The following is a 16,454-nucleotide window of genomic DNA, read 5'->3' on the forward strand; positions in this document are numbered from 1 at the left end:
TTATGGCCCTCCCGATTTGCCTGAGTATCGCCGCCGTATTATTTGCCTTGGGTCTGTATGGTGTTATCAGCCAGACGAATCTGGTCATGATTATGATGGGCGTGGAGCTGATGCTGGCCGCGGCCATGCTCAACCTGGTGGCGTTCTGGCGCCTGCTCCACCCCCACACCTACACCCTGCAAATGTTCGTGCTGGTGGTGATGACCGTGATGGCGCTGGAAGCGGCGGTGGGCTTTGCCCTGGCGACCCAGCGCTTCCGCAGCCGCGGCTCGGTAGAGGTAGAAGAGGCCGCTGACTTAAAGGAGGAAGGCGTATGATAGCGCTGATTCTCCTCGCGCCCCTGCTGGCGGGCCTGCTGATGGTAGTGGTGCGCCGGTTTCCGGCGGCGCTGGGGCTGGGCGGCGGGCTGGCTTCGCTGGCCGGGGCGGGTGGCTTGCTCTACCAGGTGCGGCAGCACACGGCGGCCGGGCTCACGCTGCCGGGTCTGCCGGGAATGCCGTTTCGACTGGAAGCCACGCCTTTTACGGCGGTGCTGGCCCTGGTGGTGGCCGTCGTGGCGCTGCTGATTCTAACCTACGCCTGCGGCTACATGGCCCGCGAGCGGGGCCAGGTGTGGTTCTGGAGCAGCATGATGCTCTTCATTGCCGCAATGCAGCTACTGGTACTGGCCGCCGACTGGCTCCTGTTCATCACCGGCTGGGAGCTGATGGGACTGGCGTCCTACCTGCTGATTGCGACCTGGCACTGGGAAGAAAAAGCCCGACAGGGCGCCTTCAAGGCCTTTCTGCTCACCCGCGGCACCGACCTGGGCCTCTACCTGGGCGTGGTGCTCATTATTCTGCAAACCGGCACCAACCTCATGGAGCCGCAGCCGGGCCGGCTGCTCTCGCTGGTGGGGGCGCTGGCGCTGCTGCTGGCCGTGATGGGCAAGTCGGCGCAGGTGCCGTTCCAGAGCTGGCTGTCGGGGGCCATGGCGGGCCCAACGCCCGTGTCGGCGCTGCTGCATTCGGCCACGATGGTGGCTGCCGGGGTAGTACTCCTGCTCCGGGCCTACCCGCTGCTGCCCCCGGCCAGCCTGCCGTTCGTGGGGGCCGTGGGGGGGCTGACCATTGTGCTGACCGGCCTGACGGCCCTGGTCAGCAACGACATCAAGCAGCTGCTGGCCGCCTCCACGTCGAGCCAGCTGGGGTTTATGCTGCTGGCCCTGGCCGCTGGCTCGCCGGCGGCGGCCGTGGCGCACCTGCTGGCGCACGCCTTCATGAAAAGCAGCCTGTTTCTGAGCGCGGGCATCTTTCAGCACCAAAACGACGACACGGCCTTCGTCCGCATCAGCGGCAGCGGCCGGTGGGCACCCTGGGCGTTCGGCGGCTGGGCGCTGGCCGGCCTGGCGCTGGCTGGGGTACCGCCGCTGGTCGGCTATTGGTCGAAGGACGCGGTGCTGACGGCCGGCTACCAGTCCGGCCATCCGGGGCCGTACTTCGGCGTGGCGGTGCTGGGGGCGGCGCTCACAGCCCTCTACATGGGCCGGTCCATCCGGCTGCTCTGGACCGGCCCCGAGCGCCCGCCGACCGCCGCCGTCACCGGCATCTGGTCTATGCGGGCGGGGCTGGCGCTGCTGGTGGGCGGCGTGGTAGTGGGCGGGGGGCTGCTGGCCCCGGCGCTCCGCTTCGTGGGGCTGACGCTGCCGGAAAATGCGACGGCCCAATTCAGCGGGCTGGCGGCGGCGGTGGGGGGCCTGGGAGTCGGCTTCTTCCTGTTCCGCGCCGCTGATTTCCGGCAGCCCGTGCTTCGGTTCGCGCGGCAGAACTACCCCCTGGCCGGCGGCTTCGAGGCCGTGGTGGGGCAGCCGGTGCTGGCCCTGGCGGCCGGGTGCCGGGACTTCGACCTGCGCCTGCACCAGCTCGTGCTGGGGGTAGGCCAGGCCGCGCTGGGCCTGGCCAGCGCCGGTACCGCCGCCGATGCCGGCCTGAGCGGTGCCGCCCAGGCGGCGGGCCGCCGCACCCTGGCACTGGCGGACGGCATTCGCCAGTTGGCGGAAACCGGCATCTCGGGGGCCGTTGACGAGGTAGGCACCGCGGTGAAAAAAGCCGGGCAGCTTAGCCGGCGAACCCAGTCCGGGCTGATTCACCAGGAGCTGCTGTGGACGGTAGCGGGACTGCTGGTCCTGGGGGCCGTCTTGTTTTTTACGCTTCTCTAACTTGCACTTATGCCGCATATTCCGTTACTCTCCGTCAGTATTTTCCTGCCCCTGCTGGGGGCGCTGGTGCTGCTGGTGCTCCGCACCCAGGGCCGGGTACTGGCTTTTGCGCTGGGTATCGGCACGACGGCCCTCACGGTGGTCGCCACCGCCCTCATCTGGATGCGCGGCGTGCCCGGCGGCTTCGCGCAGGTGGAGGAGCTACGCTGGATTCCGTCGCTGGGGGCCGCCTACCGGGTGGGCGTGGACGGCATCAGCTTGCCGCTGGTGCTGCTCACGGCATTGCTATTCCTGGTGGCCATGATTTACTCGGCGAAAGTCACCGACCAGCCCGGCAGCTTCGTGGCCCTGCTGCTGCTGCTGGAAACGGCTTGTCTGGGGTCATTCCTGGCGCTGGACCTGCTGCTGTTCTACGTCTTTTTCGAGTTGACGCTGGTGGGCATGTACTTCATCATTGCCGGCTGGGGCCACGAGGGCAGTAAAAAAGCTGCGCTCACCTTCTTCATCTACACTTTGGTGGGCAGCCTATTCCTGCTGCTGGCTTTTTTGGCCCTTTATCTAAATGCCGCCCCGCACACCTTCGATATGCGCGTCCTGCTGGCCCACCCGCCCCTGACCGGCACCGCGGCGGCGCTCACCTTCTGGGGCCTTTTTCTGGCCTTCGCCATCAAAACGCCCCTGTTTCCCTTTCATACCTGGCTGCCGGCGGCCCACACCGAAGCCCCGACGGCGGGCAGCGTCATTCTGGCCGGGGTGATGCTGAAGCTGGGCGGCTACGGCTTCATCCGCTTCAGCCTGCAGATGACCCCCGACGCGTTCCGGCAGTTTGCCCCCTACGTGATGGGACTGGCCCTATTTTCGGCCCTTTACGGGGCGCTGGCCGCGCTGGGCCAAACCGATATCAAGCGGCTGGTGGCCTACACCAGCGTCAACCACATGGGCTACATGGTGTTCGGGGTCGGGGCGGCGGCGCTCACCACCACGGGCAGCGCCTTCGGCCTCGACGGGGCCGTGCTGCAGATGGTCAGCCACGGCATCGTCACCAGCTGCCTGTTCCTGCTGGTCGGGGCCCTGCAGGACCGGACCAAAACCCGCGAAATGGACCAGCTCGGCGGGCTGGCGCAGGCCTACCCGCTGCTGAGCGGCCTGTTTATGCTGGCGGCCTTTGCCTCGCTGGGCCTGCCGGCGCTGGCCCACTTCCCCGCCGAGTTCCAGATTTTCCTGGGGGGCTACGAGGTAGCGCCAGTCATGACGGCGCTGCTGCTGCTGGGGCTGCTGATTACCACGGCCCTTTACCTGCGCGCTATCCAGCGGGTGTTTCTGGGCGAGGCCCCCACCATGGCCCTACCCCCGGCCGACTTGTCCGGCCGCGAGCTGTGGGCCATTGTTCCGCTGATAATCCTGATTGTGGGGCTGGGCCTCTACCCCGAAGCGTTGCTGCGGGTCATTCACGCCACGCAACAGGTTTTGGGCCATGAGTAGCGGCGGGAGCATGGCGCAGGACCTGCGGCTGGTGCTGCCGCAGCTTATCGTGCTGCTGACGGCCATGCTGGCCCTGGTCGCCGAGATGCTGCGCTGGCGCCGGGCGGGCCTGACTACCGTGGCCGTGGGCCTGGGCGCGGCCACGGTGGTCAGCGCCGGCCGGCTGGCGGTCCACGCCACGGCGTTTTCGGGCACGTTCCGGGTCGACCTGCTCAATCACTGGAGCGTGCTGATTCTGTGTCCGACGGCGGTGCTGTGCTGCCTGCTGGCCCGGCAGGAGCTGCGCGGCACCCCGCGGGAGGGCACCGTTTACAGCCTGCTCTGCTTCGGCACGCTGGGGGCGCTGGTGCTGGCCGGCAGCGGCGACATGATGCTGCTCGTGCTGGGGCTGCTCATGACCAGCCTCAGCGGCTTTGCCCTGGCGGCCTACGCCAAAACCGAGGCCGGCACCGAGGGCGCGCTGAAGTACTTTATCTACGGCACCGTCACGACGGCCATCCTGATTTTTGGGCTGAGCTACTGGGTGGGCATCACGGGCAGCACCCTGCTCAGTGCGCTGGGCCAGCCCAACCTGCCCGCGCCGCTGCTGGCGTTCGGCTTCGTGGCCCTGCTCACCGGCCTGGGGTACGCGGCGTCACTATTTCCCTTCCACTTCTGGACGCCCGACACGCTGGAGGGTGCCCCGGTATCGGTGGCCGCCTACCTGTCGGTAGTGCCCAAGATAGGCGCCTTTTTCGGGCTGGCGCAGGTGTGCCGGTCGCTGCCCAGCACCGCAGTCGACTGGCCGCTGGTGCTGGCCCTGCTGGCCGTCGCGTCGATGACCTTTGGCAACGTGCTGGCCCTGCGGCAAACCAACGTGGTGCGCCTGCTGGCCTACTCCACGGTGACGCAGGCCGGGTATTTTCTGCTGCCCCTGGTGGGAGTGCGCGGGGCGATGGCGTTGCCGGCCCTGGTGGTGTTTGCCGCCGCCTACGCCGCCATGAACACGGGCGCGTTTGCCATCGTCCTGCACACCGGCCGCACGCTCGCCGACTTCAAGCGCCTCGGCACCACGCGCATCTTCACGGGCTTGGCCATGACGGTTTTCCTGTTCTCGCTGGTTGGCATTCCGCCCCTGGCCGGCTTCACGGGCAAGCTGCTGCTGTTTGAGTCGGCCATGGCGGCCGGCTATACCTGGCTGGCCGTGGTCGCCGTGCTCAACAGTGCCCTTGCGCTGGCCGTGTACAGCCGGGTTATCGTGGCCATGTACTTTGCCGCGCCCGGCGGCCCGGCCGCGCCGCCCGCGCCCGCCTGGGAAATCCGCACGGTCGTCGGGGCCTGCCTGCTGGCTACGCTGGGGCTAACGCTGGCGGCGCAGTTCTTCTTTTGAGCCATATTGCCTATTTCCTTCTCCTCAGAAACTAGCTACACCTAGCCACGTCCCGGGAGACACACAGATGGGCCCACTCACTAATGGCCAGCGGTAAGTAGGTGTAAGCCGCGGACGCTCCTCCAGCCCCGCAAGCGTTGGCGGCCCACGTCGTATGCCCCCGACGGAGTTAGGCCCGCCGCGGGTAATGCTTACCGCATCCTGTTGCACCAGCCCCAAGCGCTGCGCGTGCAACGCCGTCGCGGCTAGTGCAACGACAACGCCCGGGCCAGAAGCCGCTGGTCCTGCTTTAAAACCGAAGCGTTGGAACACCGCGCGTGGCCCACCTTTACCGACCTGGCCGGTGCCCAAGCCAGCGCCGCCACTTATTTTGACTACTACCATCACGAGCGCCTGCACGCCAGCCTCGCTCATCAGCTCCCCTGGCTTGCTCATCAACAACTTCTTTCTCCAACAATCCTGAACTATCCCACCTAACCGGACCATCCCAGACTACTCAACCTATTCTTCTTCAAGGTGTTGTCTGGATTTTTAAAGGTGCTATAAATACCCGGTTTTCTCTATTTTACAGTAGTCCAGTTTACTGGAAAAAGGTCATTCGTCAGCTTACGCTCCGAGCGAAAAGTCAAACACCACCCGTGACCCATCCGGGGCAATGGCCAGCATTTGAATCATGCCGCTTTGGGCCGAGAGCAAGGCACGATCAATATCCTGGGGGTTGTGAATGGATTTGCCATTGATGAAGGCAATGATGGTTCCGCTGGGAATGCCAATATGGTCGAAGAAACCACCCGGCCGGACCTCCGTTACCAGTACCCCGGCCTGTAGGTTCAACTGTTGTTTCAGCGAACTGGGTAAGGGGGAGAAGCTAGCTCCGAGCTTATTATAAATTTTATCCAGGTCGGCATTGCTTTTGGCCGTCGCCGTGGCTTCCTCTCCTTTCAGCGTAGCCGAGGTGGAGCGGACCTGGTTGTCACGTAAGTAGGCCAGCTTGACCACATCATTGGGGCGGTGCCGGGCAATTCTTTCGGAGAACTCCGCGGACGAATTCAACGGCATGCCGTCAATGCTTTGGATAATATCACCTTCCTGTAGGCCGGCCGCGGCCGCGGCGCTGTTGCTGAGTACCCCGGTGATGCGAACGCCTTTGACAATGCCCGGCTGAAGCCCTTGTTGTTGTAAGTATTGCGCCTCGGCGTTGGGGGATGGAAAGGACACGCCCAGCAGCCCGCGTTTTACCGAGCCATATTCCCGTAAATCCCCCAGAATCTTCTTGGCCAGATTCACGGGAATAGCAAATGAATAGCCGGCGTAGCTGCCAGTCTGTGAGGCAATGGCCGAGTTAATCCCAATCAGCTTGCCATTCGTATCAACCAGGGCGCCCCCGCTGTTGCCGGGGTTAATGGCCGCATCGGTCTGGATGAAGGACTCCACCCCCAGATTGCCCGTAGGCTCCGCGTTGCCGTTGCGGCTGGGCCGGTTGATAATCCCAATGCTGCGCGCTTTGGCACTGATAATGCCGGCCGTGACGGTGGTATTCAGCGAAAAGGGATACCCCACCGCCACCGCCCATTCCCCCACCTGCACACTATCGGAGTTGCCGAGTTGGATACTGGGCAGATGGTCGGCCTTGATTTTGATTAGCGCCAGGTCGGTATTTGGGTCACGGCCAATTAGTTCTGCGGAAAACTGCCGATTGTCGGGCAAGACCACTTCAATTTTAGAGGCATTTTCCACCACGTGGTTGTTCGTGGCGATGTAGCCGTCGCTGCTGATAAGTACTCCGGAGCCAGAACCCATGGCTATGCGGCCTCCGGAGGGGGAGCCATACGGCGGACCAAACGAATCATCACCATCCGCGGGAGCACCGTAGGTGGTTTTAATGTGCACGACCGCCGGCGTTGCCGCTTTGGCGGCCTTTACAAAGTTGCCAATACTGGACGGAGCCGTGCTGCTCGGGGTGTCGTCGGCTGACGTGTCGTTTGCTGAAAATGCTGTTCCAGTGCGTCCAGTAGTATTTGCCCCGTCCGGGCTTTTCTTGCTGTTGCAACTAACACCGCCCAGCTGAAGGAGGCAAAAGCCACTGGAAAGCAAAAGGATGGTCGATTTTCTCATGGGAATGCTGCTAGGTGAAGGGCCAGGAAACCGCTGCCTCGCATGCCCGAGCAGGCGGTGGTTTTCTTGCTGTAGGGCGGAGAAAATCATCTAAACGCAACTTAGCACTCCAGAGATATCTAAGTAGGGTATCGTTAAATAAATGGGGCAAAACCTCCGAGTTGAGGCCTGCTTAGCCCAGTTGTTGGTGATCAGGTGCAAACGTGGCGTAAGGGCATCAATAAAGTTGTTATTACTTAAAGTAGATGTTTGTGTAACATTGCTTAAAACAAGCTAAATCAGCACACAAGGAGAAGGCATCTGCCAGTTTTTCCTTCTTTCTCATCCGATTTTCTATCCTCCATATGAAAAAAGCTTTTAGCTAGGCGATGCTATTCTCTACGGCTACCCGAATAACTGCTAAATACTGATTAGTGGCTTTTTTAAAAGCAGTAAGCAGGTGATTTTTTCGTGCTTTAAATGGAATAAGTAGTCGCTGGTAAATAATCATCATTTTTTGCTTGTCGCGTTACCTTTGCTCGATGCTACACATATCGACTCTTCCCGACGAAGAAAAGCAAACGCTGGAAGCAGGCCATAAAAACGGCAACAAGGCCTATTTCCGCAACCGCTGCCAGTGCATTTTGCTCAGTGCCAGCGGTTTTGAGGCAAAAGAATTGGCGTTGATTTACACCACGCGAACCCGCACCGTTTACGACTGGCTCCACCGCTACAAGCGGGACGGTTTTCTAGGGTTAAAAATCAAAGCGGATCGCGGGTTAAAAGCCCCGCTACAAGACCTGACGCTTGAGCAAGTCGCTGACATCAGAGAACAACTAAAAGAAAACCCGCAAAGTCTGCGGGAGGTTGCCGCGCTATTGAGCACGAAATTTGGTTTTACGATGAGTAAATCAGCGCGCAAACAATATGTTAAAAAAAACTAAACTACACCTGGCACCGCTTACGGAACTGGCTCAACCCCAAGCAAGACGAGGTCGAATATGCCCGTCTTGCCGCTGAACTGGAGGAGCGCTTGCAATGGGAAGACCAGCACTGTTTACAGGTCTATTTTGGGGACGAGAGTGGTTTTTGCCTCACGCCCTGCGTGCCCTACGGCTGGCAGCCCTGCGGGCAGTACCCGGCGACGGTGCCGCAGAAAAGCCAACGGCGAAACGTTTTTGGCCTTTTTTCGCGCAACAATGCGTTTGAAGGGCATGAAGCTTTCGGCCCCATGACGGAGGAACTACTGGTAGCCTGTCAGGGTGGCGATTTCGCCCCGAAAATAACGCAGAAAACGGTTGTGGTACTCGACAATGCGCGGTTTCATCACGCGGCGGTTGTGACGGCTAAAAGCGAAGAATGGCAAGCGCAAGCCCGCTACATCTGGTTTTTGCCCGCCTGCAGTCCACACTTGAATGCCATCGAAACGCTGTGGCGAAAAATCAAGTACGAATGGCTCAAACCGCCTCATTTCGCGAGTTGGCAAGTGCTCCATGAAGCGCTGGATGAAATATTGAATAATATAGGTACAAAATATACTCTGCAATTCACATGATTTTATGTCGATTATTTATGGCAGCCTACTTAGCAGTGCCTCCTTGGGTCGCTATATCATTTTAGGGGGCAAAAAATAGGGTTAAACAGCTCCTAGAGCAGTTTCCGGGTCAGGGTACAGCCTGGTTGCGGCCGGCCCGCCGGCTTTTTCAGCCGGCCGGCTGATTAGCCGGCGGATCAGGCCGGACACGGACCTGAAAACTGCGCTAGGCTGGCAGTTTGGCCAGCACGTCTTTGGTGCGGCGCACGTGGTCGGTGGCTCCGCTCATGGAATTGAAGATGTACTGGATAATGCCTTCTTTGTCAATCACAAACGTGACGCGGCCGGGCAGCAGGCCCAGCAGGGCCCGGGGCACTTCGTAGAGCTTGCGCACGGCTCCGCCGGCGTCGGCTAGCAGCGGAAACGGCAAGCGGTGCTTTTGGGTAAACTTCTGGTGCGAGGCCTCGCTGTCGGAGCTGATGCCCACCACGTCGGCCCCCAGGTCCTGGAAGACCTCGTACTGGTCGCGGAACGAGCAGGCCTCGGCCGTACAGCCCGGCGTGTCGTCCTTCGGGTAGAAATAGAGTACCAAGTGCCGCCCGCGGCGGTCGGCCAAGTGAAACGGGGTGCCGTCGGTGGTGTTGAGCGTGAAATCGGGAGCGGTCTGGCCTACTTGCAACATGGTTTTGAGGGTATTATGAAGAATTAGTTACGCCGCACATGGATGCTGACCTGCTGGCCGTCGGCGCTGGTGATGGGCGTCACGGCAATGCGGTCGGCTTCGTCGTAGTACGCGGCCAGGCCGCGCACAATGCCCACTGCCAGGCCCCCCATACGCCGGGCCGACACGTAATCAATCTGCACCTCGTTGGCGTTCAGGCGCTTGACGGCCAGCACGGGCGGCGCGTTTTCGGCGTGCTCGCGCCGCACCTGGCGGTGCATGGTGTGCTCCGTGTGCTCCAGCATGTCGAGCGTGCGCCAGGCGGGGTCTACCAGTTTCTGGTACATGTACATGATGTCGGGCACGAGGTACTCGCCGAACCGCTCGTGCAGTTCGCCGGCCGATACGCCGGCAGCGGCGGCGGCCTGGGCCACCAGCGCGTACAGGGTTTCGTCGGGGTACACGGCTTTGTGGTCGAAGGTGGCACCGCCGAGGCCAGCCAACTCCAAAAGGTTGACCCAGGTGCTGTGGTCGTACTGGGTCTGGATATAGCGTTTTAGAAGAATCAGGATGGTCCCGTGCATGGCGGCTAAGGGGGTAAGGAACTGCGAAGCGGCGGCGGCCGCCCGTTCTGCGCAGTCAAACAAACCCGGCGCTGGTTCGTTCAGGGGGCCCAGCAAAACGGCCCCCGCGGTGCATCGCGGGGGCCGTTTTCAGAACAATGTTCGGGGGCCCTATATGGTGCCCATGGCCCGGATGGGCATGGTGGGCGTGGCGCTGCCGCCCAGGGGCTCCAGCGTCACAGCGAAGGCCTGGGCGCTGGCAATATCCTTCATGCGCTCGAGGCGGTCACCAGTGGCGGCGGCGGGCGTCAGCACGCCAGCGTCCACGGGCTTGCCGTTGTTGAGGGCCCACAGCTGGTACTGGCGGCCGGCGGGCGCGGCAGGCAGGTTTTGTACGTCGACGTACACGCGGCTGGTTTTGGCATTGAACAGCACCCGGGCGCGGTCTTTGGGCGCGTCGGGGGTGCCAACCAGGGCCACGAAGTGAAACCCGGCGTCGCGCAGCACGGTATTCTGCTCGCGCACTTCCCCAAGCTTCTTTTCCACCACCAAGGTGTTGGCGGCCAAGCGGTTCTGGGTTTCCTGCAAGGCCACCAGGGCGGTGTCGGCCCCTTGCCACTGCTGGTACAGGTAGCCGTTACCAATCAGGCTCAGCAGCAGGGCCACCGAGGCGGCAATGGCCAAGCCCCGGCGGAACGCTGCGGGCGCTGCGGCACTGGTTATCGGACGCACGCCCGGCTCGGCGGCGGGCTGCGGGCGGGCCAGGGCGTCCACGTCGGCCCGGAGGCTGGCGGCGGGCGCTGGGGCCCCAGCGGCTACAGGAGCAGCAACGGCAACGGGCGCTTCAACGGGCGCTTCAGCGGGTACTTCAGCGGGTACTTCAGCGGGGGTAATTTGGGCCAGCACTTTGTTCAGCACCCGGCTGCGCATGGCGGCGGGTAACTCGCGGGATTGGGCTTCGGCGTAGTATTCGAGGGCGCGCTGGCCAGCGGCCAACTCTTGGGCCACGAGGGGGTGGCGGGTGGCTTCGGCTTCAACGGTGGCGCGCTCGGCGGGCGTAAGCAGGCCGAGGATGTACTGCTCTAGAATGCCGGATTCTGTATAGGCTTGAGGATCTTCCACGATAGGGTTAGCGTATCAGTTTACCAAGGAGTTTAATGGCCGTGCGGGCCCGGGTTTTGACGGTACCCAGGGGCAGCTTCAATTCCTCGGCCACTTCGCTTTGGGTGTACCCTCCGAAGTAAAGCAAGTCGATAATTTGCCGCTGTTCTGGCACCAGGGTTTGCACAACTTCTCGCAGCCCAATGTGCTCGGGCCGAAAACTGTCGGCGGCGGGCATTCGCTGGGCAGCGAGGCTATCGTCGAGGCCCTGGGTGCGAGTACCTACGCGGTACTGGCGCGAGCGGATTTTGTCGATGGCCAAATTTCGGCAGATGTTCAGCACCCAGGTGAACAGGCGGCCTTTTTCGGCGTCGTAGGCCGGAAAAGCGTTCCAGATTTTGACCAGCGCCTCCTGTAGTACGTCTTCGGCCGTGTCGTCGTCTTTCACGATGCGGGAGATGACGCCGAACAAGGCCGACGCGTAGCAGTCATAGAACTGCGTTAGGGCCGATTCGTCGCGGGCTTTGAGCCGGCGCACGAGGTCTTCCTCTGAGGCAGTGGGCAGGGAAATAGGTAGATTATCGGACACGGAAAAATGAGAAATGGCCTTGCGGAGCGGCGAGCCGCAAATGGGTGTGCGAAAATAAGCCCGGGGCCCCGGACTAGCGGCCGGGCCGCCCGTAACCCCAGGGGCCCCAAAAGGGGTATAACGGATACTGGCCCCGCCCGTTGCCGGGGCCCGCGTTTCTCGCACCCATGCCAATCGAATCGTATAACCCCTACACCGGCCGTGTGCTTAAGCGGTTCCGCCCGTTTTCGTGGGCCAAAACCGCGCGCATCCTCGGCCAGGCCCACGCCGCGGCCGCCACCTGGCCCGCCACCACATTTGCCCACCGCGCCGAGGTACTGCGCCGCGCCGGGGCCCTGCTGCGGGAGCGCGCGCCCGAGCTGGCCCGCCTCATGGCCCTGGAAATGGGCAAGCCCGTGGCCGACGGCCGCGCCGAGGCCCTGAAGTGCGCCACCTGCTGCGACTACTACGCCGACCACGCCGAAGAATTTCTGGCCGACGAGCCGGTGGCCACCAACGCCGGGCGCAGCTTCATCAGCCACCAGCCGCTGGGTGTGGTGCTGGCCGTCATGCCCTGGAATTTCCCCTTCTGGCAGGTGGTGCGCTTCGCCGCGCCGGCCCTGATGGCCGGCAACGTGGGCCTGCTCAAGCACGCCTCCAACGTGCCGCAGTGCGCGCTGGCGCTGGAAAAAATCTTCCACGACGCGGGCCTGCCGCCGGCCTGCTTCCGCGCGCTGCTCATCGGGTCGGACCTAATTGAGCCGCTGCTTGCCGACGACCGGGTGCGGGCCGTGACGCTGACGGGCTCGGAGCCGGCCGGGGCCGCCGTGGCCGCCGCCGCGGGCCGCTACATCAAGAAAACCGTACTGGAGCTAGGCGGCTCCGACCCGTTCATCGTGCTGGCCGATGCCGACCTGGCCCTGGCGGCCAAGACGGCCGCCCAGGCCCGGATGCTCAACGCTGGCCAGAGTTGCATCGCCGCCAAGCGCTTCATCGTGGAAAAGCCCATCCTGAAGGAGTTCGTGGCCCAGCTCATCACCCACTTGCTGGCCCTGCGCACCGGCGACCCGCTGGCCGAAGACACCCAGTACGGCCCCATGGCCCGCCCCGACCTAGCCGACGAGCTGGCCCAGCAAGTAGCCGACTCGGTGGCCCAGGGGGCCCGCCTGGCCCTGGCCGGCGGCCAGGAGCGACCGGGTACCGCCCTGTTTCGGCCGGTGGTGCTCACCCACGTGCGGCCCGGCCAGCGCGCCTACCACGAGGAGTTTTTCGGGCCCGTGGCTCTCGTGCTCGAAGCCAAGGATGCCGCCGATGCCGTGCGCCTGGCCAACGATTCGCGCTTCGGCCTGGGGGCCTCGGTCTGGACGAAGGACCTGGCCAAGGGCGAGGCCCTGGCCCGGCAAATCGAGGCCGGCGCCGTGTTCGTCAACAGCCTGGTGAAATCCATGCCCGAGCTGCCCTTCGGCGGCATCAAAAAATCGGGCTACGGCCGCGAGCTTTCCCGCCTGGGCATCCGCGAGTTCGTCAACCAGAAATCGGTGTGGATTGGCAAAGCCGCCGCGCCGGCCGATGCGAAAACGGAGTAATTGAGTGTAGTGCGAACTTTAGCTGCGCTGACCTTCGGTTATAGTTCGCATCGCTCTCTTCGTCCTACCGATTAATCGTTGAAAAGCTGTTTGACTTGGTATTCTGGCTCCTAAAACGGGTGTAGAGACGCATCCTTGCGTCTCTACAGCGTCTGCCGGTAATTATTCAGCGACCGTTCAAGCGCGCGGACTTGCAGGGTTTACGCTACCGTCTCAGCACCAGCCGCGGGCCTTGTACACGGCCCAGCCGGCCATTTCGTGCAGCAGCAGGCTCCACTGCTCCAGGGCTTCGGGGGTGGGCAGCAGCCAGTAATCGGGGGTGAAGGCGCGGCTACTGGCCTGGAAGCCGGCCGGGAAGGCAACGACGGCCAGCCCCGCCTTGGCAAAGCAGCCCGCGGCCCGGCGCATATGAAACGCCGACGTGACGAGCACCAGCGTGTCGACGCCCGGGTGGTGGGCCAGTAGCTGCTTGGTGAACTGGGCGTTTTCGTGGGTGTTGCGGCTGCGTTGTTCCAGCCAGATATCGGCGGGCGGCACAGCGGCCAGGCGCAGCAGCGTGGCCAGGTGGCGTGCCTCGCTGCCGGCCTGGGGCCCCACCGCCCCCGAGCCACCCGACACGATGATGCGCCGCACCCGCCCGGCGCGGTACAGCCACAGGGCGTTGGTGAGGCGGTCGGCCCCGGCGTGCAGGTACACACGGTCGGCGGGCTGGCGGCCGTCATCGGTGATGCCGCCGAGCAGCACGGCCGCGTCGGCGCGGGGCGGCAGGGCGGCCAGCGGCACGGCGGGACGCTCCCAGGCGCGCAGGGCCTCGTTGGCCAGGCCCGGGTTGGTGCCCACCAGGGCCAGCAGGGCGGCGGCGCGCAGCCACTGCCGCTGCCGGTGGGGCTGCCGCGCCACCAGGGCCCCCAGCAGCAGGGCCACCAGCCACACGGTGGGCAGCAGGGCGGCGTCCAGGATTTTAGAAAGCAGAAAGAACATGGCGCAACGGGAAAAAGCCGGACCCCGGAGCCCAGCGCGCAAACGCCCGACCGCTGGGCAGCGGCCGGGCGTTTCGCAGGAAAAACAAAACCAGAACGAAGCCCCCGCCCTACGCCTTGATAGGCGCGAAAGCACGTAGGCGGTCGAGCTGGGCGCGCACATCCGCCACCTCAGTCAGGGCGGCGCACTCGAGCAGGCGGCCCTGGCAGTAGCTCACGAAAAAGGGGGTTGCCTTGTCCCGCATCAGCTTTTTGGCCACCGGATTTTCGTCCGAGTTGAGCTTCAGAAACAGAATGGACTGGTATTCTTCTTCGTCGACGAACTTGGCGAACGGCGGGGCCAAAGCGCTGCACACGGCGCAGTTTTCCGACGTGAACTTGGCAAATACCTTGAGGTTCTCGTGGATCAGGTAGCGCAGCTGCTCGTCGTTGGCGTGATGCACATGCTGGCGGTGGGCTTCGGTCATTGGGGAGAAATGGCGGGGCAAACAAACGGTGGCGCGCAACACGCGCGCGGTTCCCATACCCTATTTGCGCAGCATAAGTTCGCGGATGTAGCGCACCGGGGCGCTGCCATAGCTCAAAAACTGCTCGTGGAAATTCTTGAGGTCAAACGCCTTGCCGCGTTGCTGTTTCAGCTCGGCGCGCAGGGCATAAATTTCGGTGTAGCCCGCGAAGTAGCTGCTCAGCTGCACCTGGCTGAGGGTGGCGCGCAGCCACTTGCCCTCGGCCTCGGCCTGCTCCTGGAAGCCCTCGCGCTCGAGCAGCGCCACGGCGTCTTTCTCGGCTATGTTGTCTACCTGCACGGCGTGGTCGAGGATGGTGTTGAGCGTCACGCGCAGGTTCCACTTGTCCCAGAGGAGCCACATTTCGTCGGTGTTCTGGCCATAGCCCTGCTCCAGCATCATGCGCTCGGCGTACACGGCCCAGCCCTCGATCATGGCCCCGTTGCCAAAAATACTCTTCACCAGCGAGGGCGAGCGGTTGGCGTACACAAGCTGCGTGTAGTGCCCCGGAATGGCCTCGTGGATGTTGAGGATTTGCAGCGTGTAGTTGTTGTACTCGCGCAGATAGCTCTCGGCCTGGGCCGCCGTCCAGGTGCTCGGAATGGGCTCCACGTTGTAATAGGTATCGGCGCCCTTGTCGTAGGGCCCCGGGGCCGACACGCTGGCCCCCGCCCCACTGCCGCGCATATACAGCGGCGTTTCGCGCACCACCAGCGGCTTGCTGGGGTCCTGGGTCAGCAGCTTGTGGTCGTTCACGAAGGCCACCAGCGTCGGAATCTGCTGCTTCACGGCGGCCACGAAGCCGTTGCGCGGGGCGTGCTTCAACGTGAGCTGGTCGATGACGGCGCGGATGAGCTGGAGCGTGTCGGTGGGCACGGACTTGCCGGGCAAGTACTTGGGATACAGGCGAGCAGCGCGGCGGCCCATGTCGTGCAGCAGCTCGGTTTTGTGGGCCAGCGCCTGCCGGTACACCTCGTCGGCCGAGTAGCGCGACTGAATGTTGTAGGCAAACTTGCGGTCGAACAGGACCTTGCCGATGCGGAACGAGCGGAAATTACGGGCCCCCAGCACGTCGGTTTTCAGGAAGGCCAGGTAGCTCTGGATGGACAGGCGCGCCGTGGCCAGGCGGTCGGCAAATACCTTTTTCTCCCGCGCGCTCAGGCCCGAGCCGCGCACCGAGTCGGTGAGGGCAGTGCCCAGCACGGCCAGGCCGCCCTCGTTCTGCTTGATGGCCAGGCGGGTGTGCTCTTGGGTGGGGCGGCGCAGGTTGTTCTCGGCGGCGGCGTAGTAGGCCGGGGCCTGGGCCAGCTGGTCGGAGATGTTGCGCAGGCGGCGGTCGAGCCGGAAGTGGCGGCCGTTGAGCAAGTCGCCGATGCCGGCGCCCAGGTTGTAGGCGGCCGGGTTCCACTGCCAGCTGCGCAGCGTGTCGGCTTCCCAGCGGCTGGCGTGCAGGTAGTTGGCCAGCAGGTGATGGTCAATCTGGTTGCCGGGGGCCAGGCTATCGAGCGGGAAAGTGGCCAGCGCCTTCAGGTTTTTTTCGCCGAACGCCGCCGCCTGGTGCCGCTGCAGCGAGTCGGGAATTACCAGCAGCGAGTCGTACTTGTGGTAGCCCACGCTGGAGGCAAAGCCGGGGTCTTCGCGCCATAAATCATCAATGAACCGGGTTTTAAAGGTTTCGAAGCGCGCATCGGCCGAGGCCCGGGCGGCGGGCTTATCAGCCGGGTGGCAGGCGGGCAGGGCCCCCAGCAGGGGCAGCAGCAGGTAGCGGAGTTTCATGGGCGGAGTGATAATGAGCAGTAGGAACCCCAAAGGA

General features: G+C 63.5%; 14 protein-coding genes and 2 pseudogenes. 8 read left to right on the top strand and 8 right to left on the bottom strand.

Annotation, left to right across the window (positions count from 1 at the left end; genetic code table 11):
- The first annotated feature begins 2 nt into the window (after positions 1-2).
- The 5 genes and pseudogenes from nuoK to DDQ68_RS24630 all read left to right on the top strand — a co-directional run.
- Positions 3-317: an NADH-quinone oxidoreductase subunit NuoK gene (gene nuoK, locus DDQ68_RS05285; RefSeq protein WP_245897321.1), complete on the top strand. Its 315-nt coding sequence runs from the start codon at positions 3-5 to the stop codon at positions 315-317.
- Positions 314-2,197 (top strand): NADH-quinone oxidoreductase subunit 5 family protein, encoded by a 1,884-nt coding sequence (locus DDQ68_RS05290; RefSeq protein ID WP_109655375.1) that lies wholly within the window; start codon positions 314-316, stop codon positions 2,195-2,197. Before nuoK ends, DDQ68_RS05290 begins: the two co-directional genes overlap by 4 nt.
- Positions 2,198-2,206: 9 nt before the next feature.
- Complete coding sequence (locus DDQ68_RS05295; protein ID WP_109655376.1) at positions 2,207-3,679, top strand: complex I subunit 4 family protein; 1,473 nt, start codon at positions 2,207-2,209, stop codon at positions 3,677-3,679.
- A complete protein-coding gene (locus tag DDQ68_RS05300; protein WP_211320234.1) occupies positions 3,672-5,048 on the top strand; it encodes an NADH-quinone oxidoreductase subunit N in 1,377 nt (458 codons plus the stop codon). The genes DDQ68_RS05295 and DDQ68_RS05300 overlap by 8 nt, the downstream gene beginning before the upstream one ends.
- A gap of 303 nt (positions 5,049-5,351) precedes the next feature.
- Positions 5,352-5,408, top strand: a pseudogene (locus DDQ68_RS24630) (hypothetical protein); the annotation flags it as partial.
- Positions 5,409-5,654: 246 nt separating this feature from the next.
- Here the strand turns inward: DDQ68_RS24630 and DDQ68_RS05310 are convergent.
- Positions 5,655-7,163, bottom strand: a complete 1,509-nt coding sequence (locus tag DDQ68_RS05310) for a trypsin-like peptidase domain-containing protein (protein WP_109655379.1) — start codon at positions 7,161-7,163, stop codon at positions 5,655-5,657.
- A gap of 521 nt (positions 7,164-7,684) precedes the next feature.
- Here DDQ68_RS05310 and DDQ68_RS05315 point away from each other — a divergent pair.
- Together DDQ68_RS05315 and DDQ68_RS05320 are read left to right on the top strand one after the other, a co-directional pair.
- Positions 7,685-8,086, top strand: a complete 402-nt coding sequence (locus tag DDQ68_RS05315) for a helix-turn-helix domain-containing protein (RefSeq protein WP_109655380.1) — start codon at positions 7,685-7,687, stop codon at positions 8,084-8,086.
- Positions 8,087-8,136: 50 nt separating this feature from the next.
- Positions 8,137-8,697 (top strand): annotated as a pseudogene (locus tag DDQ68_RS05320) (IS630 family transposase); the annotation flags it as partial.
- A gap of 205 nt (positions 8,698-8,902) precedes the next feature.
- Here DDQ68_RS05320 and DDQ68_RS05325 read toward each other — a convergent pair.
- From DDQ68_RS05325 to DDQ68_RS05340, 4 genes are all read right to left on the bottom strand, one after another.
- Positions 8,903-9,358: a peroxiredoxin gene (locus tag DDQ68_RS05325; RefSeq protein WP_109655382.1), complete on the bottom strand. Its 456-nt coding sequence runs from the start codon at positions 9,356-9,358 to the stop codon at positions 8,903-8,905.
- Between the two features lie 23 nt (positions 9,359-9,381).
- Entirely contained in the window at positions 9,382-9,921 is a 540-nt protein-coding gene (locus tag DDQ68_RS05330) for a heme NO-binding domain-containing protein (protein WP_109655383.1), read from the bottom strand.
- 150 nt (positions 9,922-10,071) lie between these two features.
- The gene (locus DDQ68_RS05335; RefSeq protein ID WP_109655384.1) at positions 10,072-11,022 is read right to left on the bottom strand and encodes an anti-sigma factor; all 951 of its coding nucleotides are present in this window, start codon (positions 11,020-11,022) and stop codon (positions 10,072-10,074) included.
- Between the two features lie 7 nt (positions 11,023-11,029).
- Positions 11,030-11,590: an RNA polymerase sigma factor gene (locus DDQ68_RS05340; protein WP_245897323.1), complete on the bottom strand. Its 561-nt coding sequence runs from the start codon at positions 11,588-11,590 to the stop codon at positions 11,030-11,032.
- A 167-nt stretch (positions 11,591-11,757) separates the two neighbouring features.
- Here DDQ68_RS05340 and DDQ68_RS05345 point away from each other — a divergent pair, with 167 nt between their 5' ends.
- Positions 11,758-13,155 (top strand): NAD-dependent succinate-semialdehyde dehydrogenase, encoded by a 1,398-nt coding sequence (locus DDQ68_RS05345; protein ID WP_109655386.1) that lies wholly within the window; start codon positions 11,758-11,760, stop codon positions 13,153-13,155.
- A 213-nt stretch (positions 13,156-13,368) separates the two neighbouring features.
- Here the strand turns inward: DDQ68_RS05345 and DDQ68_RS05350 are convergent, their stop codons facing one another.
- From DDQ68_RS05350 to DDQ68_RS05360, 3 genes are all read right to left on the bottom strand, one after another.
- Positions 13,369-14,136: a YdcF family protein gene (locus DDQ68_RS05350; protein ID WP_109655387.1), complete on the bottom strand. Its 768-nt coding sequence runs from the start codon at positions 14,134-14,136 to the stop codon at positions 13,369-13,371.
- A gap of 109 nt (positions 14,137-14,245) precedes the next feature.
- Entirely contained in the window at positions 14,246-14,602 is a 357-nt protein-coding gene (locus DDQ68_RS05355) for a thioredoxin family protein (protein ID WP_162549871.1), read from the bottom strand.
- Positions 14,603-14,662: 60 nt separating this feature from the next.
- Positions 14,663-16,417, bottom strand: a complete 1,755-nt coding sequence (locus tag DDQ68_RS05360; protein ID WP_109658321.1) for a DUF885 domain-containing protein — start codon at positions 16,415-16,417, stop codon at positions 14,663-14,665.
- Positions 16,418-16,454: the final 37 nt, after the last annotated feature.

It is taken from the genome of Hymenobacter nivis (assembly GCF_003149515.1).
Taxonomy (GTDB): domain Bacteria; phylum Bacteroidota; class Bacteroidia; order Cytophagales; family Hymenobacteraceae; genus Hymenobacter; species Hymenobacter nivis.